16 protein-coding genes are annotated in these 18,116 nt (G+C 70.8%); 8 read left to right on the top strand and 8 right to left on the bottom strand.

Translation table 11 applies throughout. The features are described 5' to 3' along the window. The first annotated feature begins 240 nt into the window (after positions 1 to 240). Genes WMF17_RS43820 through WMF17_RS43810 form a run of 3 tightly spaced genes read left to right on the top strand, consistent with a single transcriptional unit; the run spans position 241 to position 2,017 of the window. On the top strand, positions 241 to 963 hold the full coding sequence (locus tag WMF17_RS43820) for a hypothetical protein (RefSeq protein WP_437599509.1): 723 nt from the start codon (positions 241 to 243) through the stop codon (positions 961 to 963). Positions 964 to 999: 36 nt separating this feature from the next. After that, positions 1,000 to 1,515 (top strand): hypothetical protein, encoded by a 516-nt coding sequence (locus tag WMF17_RS43815; RefSeq protein WP_437599508.1) that lies wholly within the window; start codon positions 1,000 to 1,002, stop codon positions 1,513 to 1,515. Positions 1,516 to 1,519: 4 nt separating this feature from the next. Continuing rightward, positions 1,520 to 2,017, top strand: a complete 498-nt coding sequence (locus WMF17_RS43810; RefSeq protein ID WP_437599507.1) for a hypothetical protein — start codon at positions 1,520 to 1,522, stop codon at positions 2,015 to 2,017. Positions 2,018 to 2,399: 382 nt separating this feature from the next. Here the strand turns inward: WMF17_RS43810 and WMF17_RS43805 are convergent, their stop codons facing one another. Both WMF17_RS43805 and WMF17_RS43800 read right to left on the bottom strand, forming a co-directional pair. Next, a complete protein-coding gene (locus WMF17_RS43805; protein ID WP_437599506.1) occupies positions 2,400 to 4,043 on the bottom strand; it encodes a 5'-nucleotidase C-terminal domain-containing protein in 1,644 nt (547 codons plus the stop codon). Positions 4,044 to 4,096: 53 nt separating this feature from the next. After that, positions 4,097 to 4,627 carry a GNAT family N-acetyltransferase gene (locus WMF17_RS43800; protein ID WP_437599505.1) on the bottom strand — a complete coding sequence of 177 codons (531 nt, stop codon included), beginning with the start codon at positions 4,625 to 4,627 and terminating at the stop codon, positions 4,097 to 4,099. Positions 4,628 to 4,822: 195 nt separating this feature from the next. Here WMF17_RS43800 and WMF17_RS43795 point away from each other — a divergent pair, with 195 nt between their 5' ends. Both WMF17_RS43795 and WMF17_RS43790 read left to right on the top strand, forming a co-directional pair. Next, positions 4,823 to 6,706 carry a hypothetical protein gene (locus WMF17_RS43795; RefSeq protein WP_437646837.1) on the top strand — a complete coding sequence of 628 codons (1,884 nt, stop codon included), beginning with the start codon at positions 4,823 to 4,825 and terminating at the stop codon, positions 6,704 to 6,706. A 60-nt stretch (positions 6,707 to 6,766) separates the two neighbouring features. Next, positions 6,767 to 8,599 (top strand): hypothetical protein, encoded by a 1,833-nt coding sequence (locus tag WMF17_RS43790; protein WP_437646836.1) that lies wholly within the window; start codon positions 6,767 to 6,769, stop codon positions 8,597 to 8,599. Here WMF17_RS43790 and WMF17_RS43785 read toward each other — a convergent pair. Together WMF17_RS43785 and WMF17_RS43780 are read right to left on the bottom strand one after the other, a co-directional pair. Then, entirely contained in the window at positions 8,569 to 9,072 is a 504-nt protein-coding gene (locus tag WMF17_RS43785; RefSeq protein WP_437646834.1) for an SRPBCC family protein, read from the bottom strand. The two genes, WMF17_RS43790 and WMF17_RS43785, sit on opposite strands and share 31 nt — an antisense overlap. Continuing rightward, positions 9,069 to 9,446, bottom strand: coding sequence for an ArsR/SmtB family transcription factor (locus WMF17_RS43780; protein ID WP_437604372.1), 378 nt, complete (start codon positions 9,444 to 9,446; stop codon positions 9,069 to 9,071). Before WMF17_RS43780 ends, WMF17_RS43785 begins: the two co-directional genes overlap by 4 nt. 276 nt (positions 9,447 to 9,722) lie before the next feature. Between WMF17_RS43780 and WMF17_RS43775 the strand changes: the two genes are divergently transcribed. Then, on the top strand, positions 9,723 to 12,500 hold the full coding sequence (locus WMF17_RS43775) for a hypothetical protein (protein WP_437646832.1): 2,778 nt from the start codon (positions 9,723 to 9,725) through the stop codon (positions 12,498 to 12,500). Positions 12,501 to 12,522: 22 nt separating this feature from the next. Here the strand turns inward: WMF17_RS43775 and WMF17_RS43770 are convergent, their stop codons facing one another. Continuing rightward, positions 12,523 to 13,965 (bottom strand): PAS domain-containing protein, encoded by a 1,443-nt coding sequence (locus WMF17_RS43770; protein ID WP_437599500.1) that lies wholly within the window; start codon positions 13,963 to 13,965, stop codon positions 12,523 to 12,525. Between the two features lie 822 nt (positions 13,966 to 14,787). Next, positions 14,788 to 15,039, bottom strand: coding sequence for an endo alpha-1,4 polygalactosaminidase (locus WMF17_RS43765; RefSeq protein ID WP_437604371.1), 252 nt, complete (start codon positions 15,037 to 15,039; stop codon positions 14,788 to 14,790). 245 nt (positions 15,040 to 15,284) lie between these two features. On the opposite strand from WMF17_RS43765, the gene WMF17_RS43760 reads away from it, so the two are divergent. Beyond that, positions 15,285 to 16,022: a YncE family protein gene (locus WMF17_RS43760; RefSeq protein ID WP_437599499.1), complete on the top strand. Its 738-nt coding sequence runs from the start codon at positions 15,285 to 15,287 to the stop codon at positions 16,020 to 16,022. Positions 16,023 to 16,062: 40 nt separating this feature from the next. After that, positions 16,063 to 17,028, top strand: coding sequence for a class I SAM-dependent methyltransferase (locus WMF17_RS43755; protein ID WP_437599498.1), 966 nt, complete (start codon positions 16,063 to 16,065; stop codon positions 17,026 to 17,028). Positions 17,029 to 17,063: 35 nt separating this feature from the next. Here WMF17_RS43755 and WMF17_RS43750 read toward each other — a convergent pair whose 3' ends face one another. Together WMF17_RS43750 and WMF17_RS43745 are read right to left on the bottom strand one after the other, a co-directional pair. Beyond that, positions 17,064 to 17,789 carry an SDR family oxidoreductase gene (locus WMF17_RS43750; RefSeq protein ID WP_437599497.1) on the bottom strand — a complete coding sequence of 242 codons (726 nt, stop codon included), beginning with the start codon at positions 17,787 to 17,789 and terminating at the stop codon, positions 17,064 to 17,066. 70 nt (positions 17,790 to 17,859) lie between these two features. Further along, positions 17,860 to 18,078 (bottom strand): hypothetical protein, encoded by a 219-nt coding sequence (locus WMF17_RS43745; protein ID WP_437646830.1) that lies wholly within the window; start codon positions 18,076 to 18,078, stop codon positions 17,860 to 17,862. Positions 18,079 to 18,116: the final 38 nt, after the last annotated feature.

Raw genomic sequence — 18,116 nt, 5'->3', positions numbered from 1 at the left:
TCGTAGAAATTGAGAAAATTCGGATGTCCACCGCGATCGATGCGGACGAAATTTCTTGACTTGACTGCCGGAGGCCGTTTTTGTGCTCTGCCCTACGTCGCTGGCTCCGCGCGACGGGCGGCGTCTTCGGGCTCGCCGGCCGTCCGGGCCCCGCAACGCGGATCTCCGAGGCCTGGCGGCTCGCCGGCTTCGGCGACGGCTTGACGGAATCCCCCGACGGCGCCAGAAAGATCCCCCTAAATGCAAACGAAGACCATCCTGCCTGTCGTGGTTTTGACGGCCTTCGCCGTGGCGGCCTCCGGTTGCGGTAAGAGCGGCACCAGCGAGCGCTCCGGCGAGCGGTGGGCGACCACCGAGAACACAAACGTCGACCTCGACTTCGACAAGATCAACGAGGCGTACAAGACCGCCGAGGGGCCCGAGGACTTCGAGCGGCGCGTCAACGAGATCTACCAGGGGAGCGAGGTCATCAGCGTGGCCGTGCAGGACCTGGACGCCAAGACGCAGGTCGTCACCGGGTTCTTCGACAAGAACGGCGACGGCGGCGTGCAGGACCCCGAGAAGGTGTTCACGATCCGCCGTGACGTCTCCGGCGAAGGCACCGCACAGATCCAGACGTCCGGTTACGGCGCCTACGGCTACTACCACTCGCCGTTGATGGGCATCGCGTCCGGCATGATCCTCGGCTCGATGCTCTCGTCGGCGTTTCGCCCGAACTACGTGCCGGTCTACACGCAGCCGTACACCACGCCGCCCAACCGCGCGTCCGATCTCCGATCGCAGCGCGACTCGTACCGCGCCTCGAACTCGTCCGGCGTCGACAGCAGCAAGTCGTCGCAGACCGGGCGGCGCTACAACAACGCGGGCGGCAGCCGCTTCGGGAGCGGCAAGTCCGGCGCTGGCTCGCGCTTCGGCGTCCGCCGCGGCGAGCGCGGCCGCAGGCCCGAGCGCCTCGTCGCGTAGCCGCGCCGCCTGCCGAAGAGCGCACCGCCCGCCGCGATGCAGCCCCTGCGAAGCATCTCGGAGCTCCCGTTCCGCGGCCGTCCCGCGCTGGAGCTGCTGAACCTCGAACAGCACCGCGACCAGCCGGACGTGGAGTCCACGCAGTTCGGCTGGTGCCGGGTGGCCGAGCTCTGGCTCGACGGCCGCGCGGATCGCGAGCCGCTCCGGGTGACGGGCGCGCTCGTCGTGGCGGTGCACGCCGCGGACGAGCCGGAGGTGCTGCCCGATGACGTGGAGCTCGAGTTCTTCGTCGAGGAGGTCGCGAAGGACTACTCGGTGACCGTGCTCCTGTCGGCGTTCCTCGAGCGCTGGCTGCCGGCCGCGCTCTCCGGCGAGCACGCCATCGTGCTCGCCATGTGCAACCCCCACGCCGCGCGCATCCGTCGGCCGAAGGCGGCGGGGCTCACCCCCGTGTACTACGCCGACGGCGACGTCGACGCGTGGCTCGACACCGACGAAGACGGTCGCCGGCACATCCGCCTCGAGGCGGAGGCCTGGCACAGCGCGGAGTGAGACGATGTTCGATAGACGCAGACAGCCGGTCGTGTCGCGCGAGCAGAAGCTGGTTTATGCCGGCATCTACGTGCTGAAGAAGATGGACCTGAAGCCCGCCGACGGAGGCATGGAGATGCCCCTCGTGCTGCCGTCCGAGCTGAGCCCGCTGGAGGACGTCCTGCAGGAGCTCGTGAACGCGGACCTCGTCGAGGTCAACCGCCGCAAGGCGCGGTTCGAGCTCACCAAGAAGGGGCTCGCCTACCTCGGCGAGATCATCGACGAGGCGGAGGCGCTGGTCGACGAGTTCGACGACGAGTCGGTCGAGGACGCCGTGGCCGAGCTCCGCAGGCGAAACGTGGACGTGCTGCGGGCCCGCTTCCTGTGGGGCTGGTACGACGGCGAGCTGGACGATCTCGTGCTCTTCCAGCAGCGCCGGGGCGCGACGGCGGTCGAGCCGTGGTGGGCAGACTACCTCATGAGCGACGCGTTCTACGAAGCGCTGCTCTGCGACTTCGAGTGAGCGTGAGGGCGCGCGGGCGCACGTCGTCGCGGCGCGGCCTGAGCTAGCAACGCGCCCCGTCGGCTGTTCCATCGAGACGACGTCGAGCGCGGGCGCGCCGGGAGATGGGCGCCACCCATCTCTTGCTGGAGGCACGTACACCGCGAGACGGGTGCCACCCATCTCCCGCGTGGCAGTGTTGGCGGTCCGGGTCGGAGTCGGGTCTGGAGCGCTCGGAGCGCATCGGCATACGATGCGCTCCGGCCGCGTACGGACATCCCGCGATGGGCCAGGAGAGCGCTACAATGCTCGACGAATTCGATCCTCCGTCCAGAGGCGTCTAACGAGAACAATTTCGAGCGGTTCGGCGGCGGGACCCGCGGCGCCTCTGCGAGGAGAGCCCTCACGGGTCGGATCGACCGGGCGACCCCGCGGCCGGCGCGGGCGCGAGCGCGCCGGATTCGCTGCGCGTCACGAACCGGTCCCCGTCGCTGTCGAGCGCCTTCAGCATCTCGCCGACGACCACCTCGGACGGCGTCTCGGAGGTCGCCCTGGAGACAGCGGCCCTCAGCTCGTCGGCCGAGATGCGGCCGTCGCGGTCGGCGTCGATCGCCTCGAAGGTGCCGAGCTGGCGCCAGAGCTCCACGGCGAACGACTCGGCCAGGACGAGCTTCGGCTCGCGGCCGCTGTCCGCCGGCGGCACCTCCTCGGGGTGCTCCTCTGCGAAGCGGACCAGCGGAGCGACGTCATCCATGCCGCCGAGGAGCGCGCGCGGGAGGACGATCCGGTACGCGCGGTCGTCGACCAGCGGGAGGCCGCCGATCGCGGTCAGGACGCCTCGCTCGTCGATCGCCATGCGATCGTCGATCTGGAGATAGCCGGCGTGCTGGGCGGGGGCGCGCGACCGCGACGCGGCGACGGCCTCGCGGACGACGCGGCCGGGCATGCGGACCACCACCAGCTCGTTGCTGAAGGGCACCTCGGCCTTGAGATCCCCGTAGGTGAAGCGCTCCCGGTACGCGCGATCGCCGCGGATGCCGCCGCCGTTGAACAGGCACCCGTCCGCCTGGAGCGCGTCCCGGAACCGCGAGCAGAGGAGCGCCCCGAGCGAGGTCTGCCGCGTCCGCGCCCCGACGGACGACAGCGCGCTCCCCGGCGGGAGCCGGAGGAGGGTGGCCGCGTCGAGGTCGCGCACGAGCTGCATGTGGCGGTCCACGCGCGCGCGCATCGCCGGATCCTCGGGATAACCGCCGACGTCCTCGATGCGGACGGTGACCGCGGGCAGGTCAGGCACGCCGGCGGGCGGCGCCTCGGCAGGCCACGCGAGATCGATGACGGCCGCGCTCGCCGCGTCGGTGCCGGCCTTGACGACCCAAGAGCCGTCGACGTCGTCGAGGAGCACCTCGTGCTCGTGGCCGCCGAGGATCACGGGAAAGCGGGGGTCGCGCTGCATCCGCGCGAGCGCGAGGTCCTCGCCGCGGCTCTGGTGCGTTATCGGGATCACGCAGGCGCAGCCCTCCTCGCGGACGAGCCGGCGGGTCCAGAGAACGGCCGTCTCGTTGACCGGCTCGATGGGGATCCCCCCGAACGCGCCCCGCCGGTACAGGCCCTGCACGTGGACGAGCAGGCCGAGGAGGCCGACCCGGACCGTCCGCCCGCCGGGGCTCGAGACGGCGAGGATCTCGTGCGTGGGCAGCGCCGGCGCGAACGAGGGCATGTTGGTGTTGAGCCACGTGCCCCGGAACTCCCGCACCCGCGCCCTGAGCTCCGGGAGCTCGACGTCGGCCTCGTGGTTGCCGAAGATGGTGTGCGTGATCGGCACCGCGTTCATGCAGTCGACCATGCCCCTGCCGTGATCGAGGCTCGAGAGCAGGCTCGGCGCGAGGAAGTCGCCGGCCATCACCGCGATGAAGCGATCCGCCGGCCCGGCGGCGTGATGCCTCACGAGGCTCGCGAGGCGAGGGAGGTTCTCGAGCGAGTAGACGTCGTTCACGCAGACGATCCGCAGAGAGGGGCCTCTGGGCGTGCCTTTGTCGCCGGCGGTCATGTCCCCTGAAGATAGCCCAGCGCGCGGGCCCGCGCTCTCCGCCCACACCGGCGTCAGAGGGCGACGCGCTCGGGCACGCTCTCGAAGGAGAACACCCGCCAGGCATGCGGCTGGCCAGGGCGCGTCGACTCCGTCGCAGCGCCGTTCGTGAACTCCGCGACGACGCCGCGCCAGAACGCGAGGGCCCCTGCGTTGCCCTCGGAGACGCGCACGGTCCACTTGCCCGGAATGCGCTGCCAGAGGAGGACGGCCGCCCGGCGGCCCACGCCGGAGCGGCGGTATCGCCGCAGGACGAAGAACTCGGCGATATCGAGGACATCCGGGTCAGCCGCCGCCGGTGAGCCCCGCGTCGCCAGGACGAACCCCGCGACGCGCCCGCCACATCGAAGGACGAAGGCGAACCGGCGGTCCCGCTCGGACCAGTAGAGAGGGAGCTTGTCGTAGCCGAAGCGCCCGTCCGCCATCAACTCTATGCCGGGGAACACGTCGCTGAGATCGTGAATGTACAGCTCGATGAGGTTGGATAGCAGCAGGGCATCGGACGAGATCGCCTCATCGAGAACAACTGTACTGGAATCCGCCATGGCAACCCCTCTGGCCTGCTCAAACCCCATTACCGGCCTGCGTCGAGCGCCGCCAGGACGATACCGCAGCGTAGCAAGGCGCGTGGTTGAAGAGCCAGGGGGAGAGGGCGAACCACTTTTCGTGGAGGCCGGATGAACGCGGCGCTCCTGTCGAGCAACGAAGCCGACATGTCCGAAACCATTGAACGTCGTGGCTTGAGGCTCAGGGGTCGCCCAAGGGGCGCTTCCGCCCTGACCATCGCGGCCCTTGCCGGCCTCACCGCGTGCGAGCCCATCGGGCGCGGCGGGGATAACGGCGGCGCAGATGGCACAGGCGGCAGCGGCGGCGTCGCGGAGGGTGCAGGAGGCTCGAGCGGTGACGGCGGCGCGCCTGGCACCGGCGGTGACGGCGGCGCGCCTGGCACCGGCGGCCACGGCGGCGCGCCTGGCACCGGCGGCCACGGCGGTGAGCCCGGCACCGGCGGCCACGGCGGCGCGCCTGGCACCGGCGGCCACGGCGGTGAGCCCGGCACCGGCGGCCACGGAGGCGCGCCCGGCACCGGCGGCCACGGCGGCGCGCCTGGCACCGGCGGCGACGGCGGCGCGCCCGGCACCGGCGGCCACGGCGGTGAGGGCGGTGCGCCCGGCACCGGCGGCCACGGAGGCGCGCCCGGCACCGGCGGCGACGGCGGCGCGCCCGGCACCGGCGGCCACGGCGGTGAGGGCGGTGCGCCCGGCACCGGCGGCCACGGAGGCGCGCCCGGCACCGGCGGCGGCGGCGGCGCGCCCGGCACCGGCGGCGGCGGCGGCGGTGCCGGGTGCGACGGCGAGCCCCACTGCGCTCAGCCGCCGCCGTGGGCGCGAGGCTTCGGCGGCCCTGGCGCCGACGAGGGCTGGTCCATCGCGAGCGACGCCTACGGCAATTACTACGTCTCGGGCTCCTTCAGCGGGACCATCGACTTCGGTACCGGCCCGCTGACCAGCGCTGGACAGTCAGACGTCTTCTTTCTCAAGCTCGATCCCTCGGGCACGACGCTCTGGAGCCAGCGCTTCGGGACCGAGCGCGACGAGCGCGGAGGTGCCGTGACCGTCGACGAGAACGGCAACGTCCTCCTCACCGGCACGTACACGGGCGCGCCTTGGGCCCCGGGCCCCGATCTGGGCGGGGGCCCCATCCCCGCCGAAGACACGTCCTTCTTCGTGGCCCAGTTCGACCCCGACGGCAACCACATCTGGAGCAACGGCCCCTATGCGTTCCCGGGGGTGCACTCCGTAGAGAAGATCGCCATCGATGCTCTTGGCAATATGTACGTCGTCCACCTCCAGTGGGAGACCGCCTACCTCGCGAAGATCGACGCCGCGACCAAGGCCCTCCTCTGGATGAAGTCGCTACCAGGATCTTACACCAATGCGCGCCTCGCGCTCGACAGCGCTGGCAACCCCGTGGCGGTGGTGACCGATAGCCCCAACGCCGCCCCCCCCTATACGAGCAGATTCATCGTCTCCAAGTACGATCCGACGGGCAATGTGCTCTGGGTGCAATATTTCCTGTCCACTTCGGCCGACCTGTATAAGGGCGTGACGGCGCACGCGGTGGCAATCAATGAGGAGGACGAGATCCTCGTCACGGGCGAGACGGATGGATCCATCGACTTCGGCAGCGGGACCCTCCCCGCCGGCTCCGTCCTCGTCAAGCTGGATGCCGCAGGCGAGCCTATCTTCGGCCGCTCGGTCCGCTTCGGCGACAGGATCGTGCTCGATCCCGCCGGCGACATCATCGTCGCCGGTCGCGGCCTTGCGAAGCTCGATGCGAGCGGGGTGGAGCTCTGGTCGATCAACTTCGATGCCGACGTGGAGGATATCTGCCTGTCCTCGACCGGCACGGTCGCCCTCACCGGCCGCGCGTTCGGCCCCGTGGACTTCGGAACCGGTCCGATTCCCTCTGGAGGGTCTACCGACGCCTACGTCGCTACCTTCAACCCGCCGACGAGCGGCGGCGGCGGCCGGCACCGAGGTCTTCGTCGCCACGATGAGCCCCTGAGCGCCCCGGCGGCGGCGCCGGGCGCCTTCATCGCGCCCGACCCGCCGTACCGCCGATAAGCGGAGAATTTTCCTGATCCGAAGGTACGCACCGGTGAGGTGCGAGAGGTGAGGAGAAGCATGCGAACCATCCGTGTTCTCTTGATGTCGCTGGTCTGCGCGCTCGCCATGCTGCCTGCGCGCGCGGCCTGGGCGGCCATCGATGTGACATTCGTGTATCCCGGACAGCGCGCATGGATCGACGGGAGCGTCAGCGTCCAGGTCCAGGTGAGCTCCACGCTCCAGATCGCGCGTGTCACGGCGCAGCTCGGCGCGGGCTCCGTGATCCTCACGAACACCGGAGGCACCACCTACAGGGCGGGCATCTCGATGTTCGGGCTGCCGTACGGCGAGCACATCCTGACCGTCACGGCGACCGACGTCACGGGCACCAGCGTGTCCGCGCAGCGCACCGTGCTCAAGGACCAACCGCCTACCGTCCAGATCCTGGCGCCGAGGCACGAGTCGGTCGCCCATCCGGCGCTCCGGCTCGCCGCGACCTGCGTCGACGACCACCCGGAGGACTGCACCATCCGGGTCCTCGCCGTCTTCCGCGATACGACGACCCCGCCGACCTCGGTCGAACTCGCGCGGGGCACGGCGGCGCTCGACACCGTCGTCGACCTCAGCGCGCTCAGCGGCCGTCGCTTCGGGCTGGAATTCAATGTCATCGACACCTTCAGCAGCATGACCGTCGCGGGCTCCACGATCCACGTCGAGACAAGCCCGCTGCTCACGGCGATCGAGGAGATGCCCGGCCAGATCCTCGATTTCGATGGATCGAGGATCCTGTTCGTCAACGCACGACTGGAGTTCTTCTCGCTCGATCGAGCGACACGGGTCATCACGCGGATCCTCAAGGTGCCGTTGCCCTATCCGTCCCAGTTCAACGAAACCATGCGAGGGTTTCTCACCGGCGCCGGCGCCGTGATCGAGGTGCCGGTGGGGCTCGGCGGGGGTGGCGCGGGCACCGTGTACGAGTGGCGCGACGGCGCCCTGCTGAAGCTGGCGGAGCACGGCCGTCTCGCTTTCGTGAGCGGCGATTACATGGCGTACTCGGGGAGCGGCACGTACCTGCGCGATCTTGCGTCGGGCACCGACGAGCTCGCGCTCGGCGCCGCGCTGGACCGCTCCAAGCTGGATGTCGCCGAGGACGGGCTCCTCGCCTATGTGGAGGGCCGCTCGTCACTCTACACGCGCAGAAATGGAACGAGCACGCTGCTGGCAACGAGCGCGGAGGAGATCACGCGCCCCGTGACGGACGGGCGCAATGTGGTGTTCACGAGGATCCTCAATTCCGGTCAGCATAAAACCATCCTCGCAACCCCGTCCGGGCAGGCGCCGCTCGGTGTCGCCCCTGTCGCTCGCCCCGAGGGCGCCCAGACGGGCGCCTACCAGCTCCACGCGGGCTATATCGCGTTTCTCCAGGGCCCGCGCGGCTCGGAGCAGGTCTGGCTGAGAACCCCGAGCGGCGCGCAGCACCAGCTCAGCTTCTTCAGTACCCCCAGCCAGCTCGACGATCCGCCTGCGCGCCTGGGCCACGACGGCGTCAGCGACACCGGCGAGGTGATGTTCCTCAACCCGCCGAAACGCTACCTGGGCGCCCCGGGCGCCGCTCCGCGCGAGATAGGCTCGCGTCTAGGACACGCACGCTGGTTCGAGGGCGCCTGGTACGTGGTGATGGGGAACACGCTGTTCGAGGTCGACGACGGGTCGAGCGGCGAGGGCGAAGGCGGCGGCGCCAGCGGCGCCGGCGAGGCCCGGGACCGGCCGGAGCTCGATCTCGGCGAAGCGGCGATGGGTGAAGTCGAGCTGGATACGGAGGGGCGAGGTGGCGCGCCCGTCACGTCGACGAACCCCTCGATCGGCGTGGGCGCGGCCGGCTACGCCTGCGTGCTGGCGTCGCCCAGGTAATAATCGCGCTGCGCCGGGTAGTAGTCGGCGAAGCTGGGCAGCGGCTCGCCGAGCCGGGAGGCGACGAGCATGTCGAGGTAATACTCCCACCCAGGCCCTGTATCGCCGGCGAGCGCGGGATCGGTGAGGTGCTGGACGAAGGTGAGCTCGGTCGTCTCGCCCTTCGCCGCGAGCGACAGCTCGAGCCGCCACGCGCCGTAATCGCCCTTCGCCGACAGCGCGACGCGATGCGGCGGCTCGCACGCCTCGATCGAGACGTCGCACCACGGCGCCCCCTGCTCGAACGCCATCTGCAGGCGCACCGTCTTCCCGGGCCCCGCCTCCCCGTCCCACGGGCCGATCCAGCGCGCCGTGCTCTCGGAGGCGGTGACGCTCTGCCAGACGTCTTCAATGGGAGCGCGGAAGCTGCGCGTGATGACGAGATCGGCGCCTGTCGCCGTGCTCCGGACGCGGCCGGTGGGTCGGGGGCTCATGCTGTCTCCTTCTTGCGTTTCGTTTCGTTGCTGGATGGGGTCGCGGTCGCCATGCGCCGCTGTCGGCCGACGCGGTGCACCTCGGTCTCGAGCGCGTCAAAGCGGCGATGCCACGGGCTCTCGGCGTGCAGCGCTCGCAGGAACGCCTCGAGCTCGGCGAGCGGGCCGAGCTCGAGGCGGTACTCGCGCTCGCGGCCGCACTGGACGTCGCGCACCAGGCCCGCCTCGCGCAGGACACGCAGGTGCCGACTGACAGCCGGGCGGCTGACCGGAAACGCGCCGGCGATGGCGCCGGCCGTGGCGCTGCGGTCGCGCAGCATCCGCAGGATCTCCCGGCGGATCGGATCCGCGAGCGCCTGGGCAACCCCGTCCATGGGGAGACGCGTAACCGATTTGTTACGCGTCGTCAAGCCGCGCGGCGCACCCCGGCGGTGGATGGGGCGCACCGGCATGGCCGACGTGAGCGTCCCCCCCAATGAGCGCCCGCTCGTTCCACCAATGCATATATCGATCCCTCAGCACCGCCCGCGCCGGGCACGAATGAGGGACCGCGCGCATCAATGAATGCAATAAACACTTGATTCCAGGGCACCGCCATGCGGTTCTATGCTGAGGGGATAATCTCCCCTTTACCCCGCAAGGAGGTCAGGATGGTCCTACATCGTCATCCACGCTCTCTCAGTTCCCTGCTCATCACCGCCGCCGTTTTCGTGTGCCTCTTGGTCGGGCACCGGGCGGAGGCGGCTCCGTCGTATACGCTCTTCGAGAGCGGCCAGGTGAGGCCGCTCGCGCTCTCGCCCGACCGCAAGCTGCTGCTCGCGGCCAATACACCCGACAACCGCCTGGAGATCTTCCGCGTCACCTCGAGCGGCCTTTCGCACCTCTCGTCCGTCAGCGTGGGCCTCGAGCCCGTCGCCGTCGCCGCGCGCAGCAACGACGAGGTGTGGGTCGTCAATCACCTCTCGGACAGCGTCAGCGTCGTCGACGTGTCGTTTCCCTCACGCCCGCGGCTCGTGCGCACGCTCCTCGTCGGGGACGAGCCGCGCGACATCGTCTTCGCAGGCCCGGGTCGCTCGCGCGCGTTCATCACCGCGGCCCACCGGGGCCAGAACGCGCCGTTCGATCCGCAGCTGACGACGCCCGGGGTCGGCCGCGCGGACGTCTGGGTGTTCAACGCGAACGCGGTCGTGAATGACGCGTCGCTCGGCGGCGCGCCCCTCACGATCCTCACCTTCTTCACCGACACGCCGAGGGCGCTCGCGGTCAGCCCGGACGGGGCCTCGGTCTACGCCGCGGGCTTTCACACCGGCAATCGCACGACCGCCGTCCACCGCGTGCTCGTGGAGGAGGGCGGCGGACTGCCGCCGCCGATCACCAACTTCCTCGGCGAGCCGCAGCCGTCGACATCGCTCATCGTCCGCCACGACGGCGACCACTGGGTCGACACCCTCGGCCGCCCCTGGGACGACGAGATCAGGTTCTCGCTGCCGGACAAGGACGTCTTCGTCATCGACGCCATGGCCAGCCCCCCGCAGCAGCGCCCCGGCAGCGCCGGCTTCTTCACCGGCGTGGGGACCATCCTCTACAACATGGTCGTCAACCCGGCGAACGGGAAGGTCTATGTCTCCAACACCGAGGCGTTCAACCTCGACCGCTTCGAGGGCCCGGGCACCTTCGCCGGATCGAGCGTCCGAGGACACCTGCACGAGAGCCGGATCACCGTGCTCGGCGGCGGCGCGGCCCTGCCGCGGCACCTGAACAAGCACATCGATTACGCGACGTGCTGCGCCCCCGTGCCCAACCCGGAGAACGCAAAGAGCCTCGCCACGCCGGTCGATATGGCGGTGACCAGCGACGGGTCGAAGCTCTACGTCGCCGCGTTCGGGTCGAGCAAGATCGGGGTCTTCACGACGGCCGAGCTGGAGAGCGACACCTTCACGCCGAGCCTAGCGAGCCAGATCCCGGTCAGCGGCGGCGGGCCGAGCGGGCTCGCGCTCGATCAGCCGCGCGGCCGGCTGTACGTGCTCACGCGCTTCGACAACTCCATCTCGATCATCAACACCGTGACGCGCGCCGAGACCGCGCACATCGCGCTCCACAACCCCGAGCCGGAGAGCGTGGTCCGCGGGCGGGTGTTCCTCCACGACGCGAGCTTCACGTCGAGCCACGGCGACTCGTCGTGCGCGAGCTGCCACGTGTTCGGCGACCTCGACAGCCTGGCCTGGGATCTCGGCAATCCGGACGCGACCACCCAGACGAACGCTGGGCCGTTCACGAGCATCAACCCGCCGTTCCCCGCCGACACCACGCTGAAGCCCATGAAGGGGCCGATGACGACCCAGAGCCTGCGCGGGATGGCCAACCACGGGCCGATGCACTGGCGCGGCGACCGCACGGGCGGCAACGACGAGCCCACCGCGCAGCCGGACAGCGGGTCCTTCGACGAGCGCGCGGCGTTCAGGCGATTCCAGGCCGGCTTCACCGGCCTGCTCGGCCGGGACGCGCCCATCCCGGACGACGACATGGAGGCGTTCACCGACTTCATCCTCCAGCTGACGTATCCGCCGAACCCGATCCGGAATCTCGACAATTCCCTCACCCCCGACCAGCAGGCCGGGCGCGATCACTTCGTCCGCGAGGGCGTCGACGGCACGTTCTCATGCGCCTCTTGCCACAGCCTGGACCCCGACGCGAACGCCGACGTCGGCGAGCCTTTCCCCGGCTTCTTCGGGTCGGACGGCTCGAGCGTCGGACAGGAGAACGGTCAGAGCTTCAAGAACCCTCACCTGCGCAACATGTACCAGAAGGTCGGCATGTTCGGCATGGCCGCGGTCCCGAGCCTCTTCCACCCCGGAGACAACGAGTTCATGGGCGACCAGATCCGCGGCTTCGGGTTCATGCACGACGGGGTCATGGACACGCTTTTCCGCTTCCACCAGGCGATCGGGTTCGAGGAGAGCAGTTTCACGCCGAACGGCTTCCCGCTCGACGCCTCCGGCGTGATCCTGCGCCAGCAAGCCGTCGACTTCATGCTCGCGTTCGACACGAACCTCGCGCCGATCGTCGGGCAGCAGGTCACGCTCGGCGCGCACAACGCGGCGGCGGCCTGGCCGCGGATCGACCTGCTCCTCGAGCGCGCCGAGGTCGGGGAGTGCGACCTCGTGGCGAAGATCCCGTTCTTCCTGGAGGAGATCGGCCTGCTCTATGCAGGAGGAGGTCAGTTCACCACCGATCGGAGCGCGGCCCCGCCGGTGAGCGACGTCGGCCTGCGCTGGTTCTCCGTGCTCACCGGGCACCGGGTGACGTACACTTGCATGCCGCCCGGCTCGGGCCCGCGGAGCGGCGTCGACCGCGACGGCGACGGCGTTCGCGACGGCGACGAGCGCGACGCCGGCACGGATCCGGCGGATCCGTCGAGCCCCGGCTGAGCGGGCGGCGCGGCGCGGCGCCTCAGCGGCGCCGCGCCTCGCGCATGCACCAGCGGAGCGCCTCTTTCAGGCTGCGCAGCGTGCACACCTGCGAGAGATCGAAGCCCAGCCCGACCATCGTCTGCGCGACCGGCGGGCGGATGCCGGTGACCACGGCCCGGCAGCCGAGCAGCGTCAGCCCGTTGGTGATCTTGATCAGGTGCTGCGCCGTGGTCGTGTCGACCGAATCGATGCCGGTGAGGTCGAGGATGGCGAAGGCCGCCTGCCGCTCCACGACGGCCGCGAGCAGCGACTCCATCACCATCGCCGCGCGATCCGCGTCGACCGCGCCGATCAAGGGCACGATGAGCACGTCCTGCCAGACCTCGATGATCGGGCTCGACAGCCGCGCGATCGACTCCTGCTGATCCTGGGTGAGCCGCAGCTGCTCTCGCAGCTGCTGCTCGACGCGGCGCTGCTGCGTGATGTCCTCGCTGATGGCGCCGACGCCGATGATCTCGCCGAGCACGTCCTTCTGGGGGACGAACCTGGTCCGCCAGACGCCGTCTTGCCGGTTCTGCTCGGCGTGCGCGACCTCGCCGGAGAGGGCGCGCTGGAAGGCCTCGCGCACGTCGTCCGTGTTGCCGCAGAGCTCGCTCATGTGCTTGCCCAGCCCGTTTCGCTCCATCGCGCCGACCTGCGCGAGCGCCCCGCCCTGCGCCACCACGCAGACGCCGTCCTTGTCGAACGCCCAGATGATGATCGGCATGCTGCTGATGCACGCGCGGAGCAGCTCCGCCTGCGCGGCGAGGTTGACGTGGTCGGCCAGGTTGATGCCGAGCGTCTGCACGCCATCGATCTCGCCGTCCTCGCCGCGGCGGGGCGCGTAGTGCACGATCCAGTGCACGCCGTCGGCCACGGTGTCCATGCGGACCGTCTCGCCGGCGAGCGCGCGCCTGCACAGCTCGTGGACCTGCGCGCCCTCGCCGTAGAGCTCGAGCATGGTCTTTCCGATGAGCTGACCCGGCTTGAGCCCGAGGTTCGCGAGCCCATTGCCGTCGGAGACCTGAAGCGTGCCCGCCCGGTCGCAGGCCCAGATCACCGCATCCATCGTCTGGAACACGTCGACGAGGACGCGCGCCTGCGTCTCCCACGCATCGCGATCGGGCTTCACGGCGGCCCAGAGCGCCGTGTCGTCGGCGCGCCACAGGGTCCATTGCAGCGGGGTGGTCTCGCCGCGGGCGTCCACGAGGCGCGCCGTCGCGGAGACGCTGCCCGCGGCGGCGCGCGCGGCCGTCATCCGCGCCGTCAGCTCGCCGCGATCGTCCTCGTGCACGCGCTCGAGGACCCGCCCGGGAGGACCGACGCGCCCCTCCCAGGCCGGGTTACAGGCGACCACCTCCCCCGTGCCGGAGAGCAACGCCATCGGCATGGGCGTGCCGTTCAGCAGCGTCGTACACGAGATCGAGGCGAGCCTGTTATCCATTGCTTCCTTGCAACAAGGCCAGAGGTCGCGAGCCCGGCGCGCTCCCGGGCCTCTCGCGATGGGTGAAGAACCGAGCTCGGGTCACCGTCAAGACACCAGGTGCGAACAGGTAGGAGACTGCCGGGAGGACCTTGGTGCTGGGACGGTCGAGCACGAGCTACAAAGCGAGCCGTGCCCCGGTGATACCATTTGACAGCGCGTGGGCGCCAGCTCCATCGCTGCGAGGGGCACCGGCCTCCGGGTGGTGGCCCGCGCGGACCGGGGAGGGAGACATGCAGGCGGGAAGATGATCGAGATTTTCTCCTCGCCTTCATGCTCGGAGATCGCCATCGCCGGCGTGCGCCGCCATGGGGTGCAGGCGCGCGCCGACACGCGCGATGCTGCGCGCCCGTGGGTGTCTCGCGCGCTCCCGGAAGGCTCGGCGCATGCATGTTGAGCGACTCGCGCGCATCAGCGCGCATGCGCATCAACGCAGGTCCCTCGACCATTTCGATCAACTTGGCTGTTGCAATCGAGCGATGGTTATGATTGCTGTGCCTGCTTCGAACCCTGGCGGGATGGGCGGGCGCTGCGTGTCGCAGGCGCAGCTCGGCGGTCGCGCGCCCGGTCTCCTGTCTTCCTGCAGGAGCTCACGATGGGCGTATCGGCTCCGCGAGCCAGCGGACCAGCGCCTCGCCCCCGAGATCGAGATCGAGCAACGCATCCTCGATCTCGCACGGGCCGATCGCGCGGGCTCGCTCGAGGATCGAGCGCTCTTCTTCGGCCTTCGGTCGTCGCCCGATCCGCCGCCTCGCAGCTCTCCTCGTCGCTCGGCCTCGATGATCATCTCCCCCATGATCGGCGTGCGGGAGCGCGAAGCAGAGCTCCACGTGCACCACCCCCGGCGACGACAGCGCCGGGGCTCAACCGCTTCGACATCGAACCTTCCCTTCTCCTGCACGCGCCCTTGAGCCCGACGGACATGCCCATGCCGTGGGCGAGCTCCGCGATGAATCGGCTGTCGGCGATCTGGTCTTCGTAGGTGAAGGGGAACCCCGAGTCATTGGCGTAGCCGTCGACCTCGTCGGGCTCGATGGCGTCCAGGCCCTTGTCCTTGCAGGTCTGGAACCGGGCCCCATGATCGGCCCGAGGACGTCGATCTGCCGGATATTCTTGCGCTCGTCTCCCTCGGGGCCCTCCGCAGCGTCAGCACGCCGAGGGGGCGCTGTCGATCCTGCAGAACAGGGGTATCCGCGCGATCGATCCGGCGACCCGAGGAGACGGTCCCTCCTCGGCGACGCGCCTGTCACACGCTCGACCGCTCGCCCGACGGCCCGGGCATGAGAGCCGCCGCCCCGACCGCCCTCGCCCTCCTGATCTCCTGCACCCCCCGCCCGCGCGACGCGGCCCCGCCGGCGCCGAGCGCCGCCGCCGCCGGACCGACGCCGCCGATCATCGCCGCCGCCGGACCGACGCCGCCGCCGTCCTGCGCACGGCGCACCGCGGGCCCCGCGCCCGCGCCGCTCGATCCGACCCACGCCGGCTCCGGCGTCGCCCTCGCGGACCTCGGCGGCCGCACCCTCGCCTTCGTCGCCGACGAGGACGATCGCGCCATCCACACCGTCGACCTCGACGCCCGCGCCGCGCTCGCGCGCACCCCGCTCGCGGGCCGGCCCGCCCAGGTGATCGTGCTGGGCGACGGCCGCGTCGTCGCCTCGCTGCGCGACCGCGGCCTGCTCGAGGTGCTCGATCCGACCGGCGCCGCCGCCCCGCTCGCGCGTCGCTGCCTGGTGCCCGTGGCGACCGAGCCGGTGGGGCTCGCGATGACGCCGGACCGCGCGACGCTGCTCGTCGCGAGCCGGTGGAACCCCGCGCTTACCAGCTTCGCGACCGCGGACCTCCGGCGGCTCGGCGAGCTCCCGCTCGCGCGGGATCCCGGGGCGGTCGTCGCTTCGGCCGACGGGCGGCGCGCGTTCGTCGCCCACGCCGTGGGCGGCCTCAGAGCCATTCCGGCGCGCCGGCGCGAGCTCTCGCATCGGGCACGAGTTGCGGCGGGCGCACCGGAGGCGATACGTTGAGACCACACCTTCTCGTGAGGTCCGCCCGAGGTGCCTTGTCATGGGAAATGAGTTCGCCGAGCACCCCTCGCACTCGGCCGAGTACTTCGGCGAATCGCGCGACGGCTGGTGGAATCACGATTACGTCGAGCTCCTCGCGCGGAGGTGGGGCCTGAGCCGGGTGCGCGAGGTGCTCGATGTCGGGTGCGGCGTCGGGCACTGGGGGCGCGTGCTCGGCGGCGTCCTGCCCAGGGCGGCGCGCATCACCGGCGTCGACCGCGATCCGGTCTGGGTCGAGAAGGCGGCCGAGCGCGCGGCGGCGCGCGGGGAGGCCGAGCGGTATCGCTATCAGGTCGGGCTCGCCGAGCAGCTGCCGTTCGAGGGCGACACGTTCGATCTCGTGACGTGCCAGACGGTGCTGATCCACGCCGCGGATCCGGCCGCGATGATCGCCGAGATGGTCCGCGTCGCCAGGCCGGGCGGGCTCGTGGCCGCCGCCGAGCCGAACAACCTGGCCGGCGCCCTGCTCGACGCGGCCGTGCTGCACGCGCCGGTCGAGGAGACCCTCACCCTCGTGCGCTTCCAGCTCCTGTGCGAGCGGGGCAAGGCGGCTCTGGGTGAAGGGCACAGCTCGCTGGGCGAGCTCGTCCCCGAGCTCTTCGCCAGGCACGGTCTCCTCGATATCCAGGTCTATCTCAACGACAAGGCGAGCATGGTCCTGCCGCCCTATGCGTCCGCGGAGCAGCGCGCGACCGTGGAGGAGATAGCCGACTTCGCCCGGCGCGACTTCTGGATCTGGAGCCGGTCCGACACGCATCGCTATTTCCTCGCCGGCGGCGGCGAGGAGCACGTGTTCGAGGCGTGCTGGGCGGCGGCGCTGGCCGCGGCCCACAGGAACGCAGAGGCCATCGCCCGGGGGACGTACGCGAGCGCCGGCGGCAGCGTCGGCTACATCGTGTGCGGGACGAAGCCGTTCCCGCATTCGAGCCGCCAGCAGCCCCCCCCGCCCCTGCACCGGGATCGATGACACGGGCGAGGTGATCGCCGCCTCCGGGCCCCGCGCTAGGTGGCCTCGTTCATGGGCCGCATCACGATCTGCACGATGCGCGAGCGATCCCGCGGCAGCGCGGCGAGCACCACGGCCTCGGCCACGTCCTCCGCGGTGGAGAAGCCCTGCATGCGCTCCGAGCCCGCGGTGCGCCCGTCGCCGAGCGCGAAGTGGGTCTCGACGCCGCCCGGGCAGACGGCGCTCACCTTGATGTTCTCCTGCCAGAACTCGCGGTCGAGCGCCTGCGTCAGGCCGACCTGCGCGAACTTGGACGCGCAGTAGATGGCCTCGTTCGGATAGCCCTGCAGGCCGGCGACGCTGGCGACATTGACGATATGGCCGCCGCCCTGGCGGCGCATGTGGGGGATGACCTCACGGCAGAACAGCCAGGTCCCCTTCATGTTCGTCGCCATGATGCGATCGTAGTCGTCCTCGGACCACTCGAGGAACGGCCGGTAGCCGCCGATACCCGCGTTGTTGACGAGGATGTCGATCCGCCCGAGCTCGCGGACCGTCCGCTCCACGCAGGCAGCCACGGAGGCCGCGCGGGTGACGTCGGCCTCTATCATCAGCCCGCGGCCGCCCGCGGCGCGGACGTCCCGCTCGAGCGCGGAAAGGTCCGCCGCGGTGCGCGCCACGCCGACCACGACGGCCCCCTCGCGGCCCAGCGCGAGCGCGCTGGCCCTCCCGATCCCCCTGCTCGCCCCGGTGATGAGCGCGATCTTGTCCTTCAGACGCACGGTGTCCCCTCTCTGCCGCCCGCGGAGGTGAACGAAGCGTCGCCCCCCCGCGCCGGCGGCAGGCACGCTATCACGCGCGCGGCTCGCCGGCGCGGAGCCGGCGCGCCGCGTCGGGCGGCGCGCCGGCCTCGATCCAGGCCCGGGCGCGGTCGCCCTCGCTCCCCGGGTTGACCCGCACGCTCGTCCAGAGCGCACGGACGCGCCGCGACGCGCTGGCGAACAGGCCTCGCGCCGCGTCGTCCTGGGGAGGGGCGGCCGATCTGCGGCCGCGCCGCGTCGACCATGACACGAAGCAGCGTCGCAAATGCAATTGTATAACATTTGCAA

The organism is Sorangium sp. So ce362 (assembly GCF_051519845.1).
In the GTDB taxonomy this organism is placed as follows: domain Bacteria; phylum Myxococcota_A; class Polyangia; order Polyangiales; family Polyangiaceae; genus Sorangium.
The sequence above is the reverse complement of the archived record's forward strand: the minus strand, read 5'-3'. Positions and strand labels throughout refer to the sequence as shown.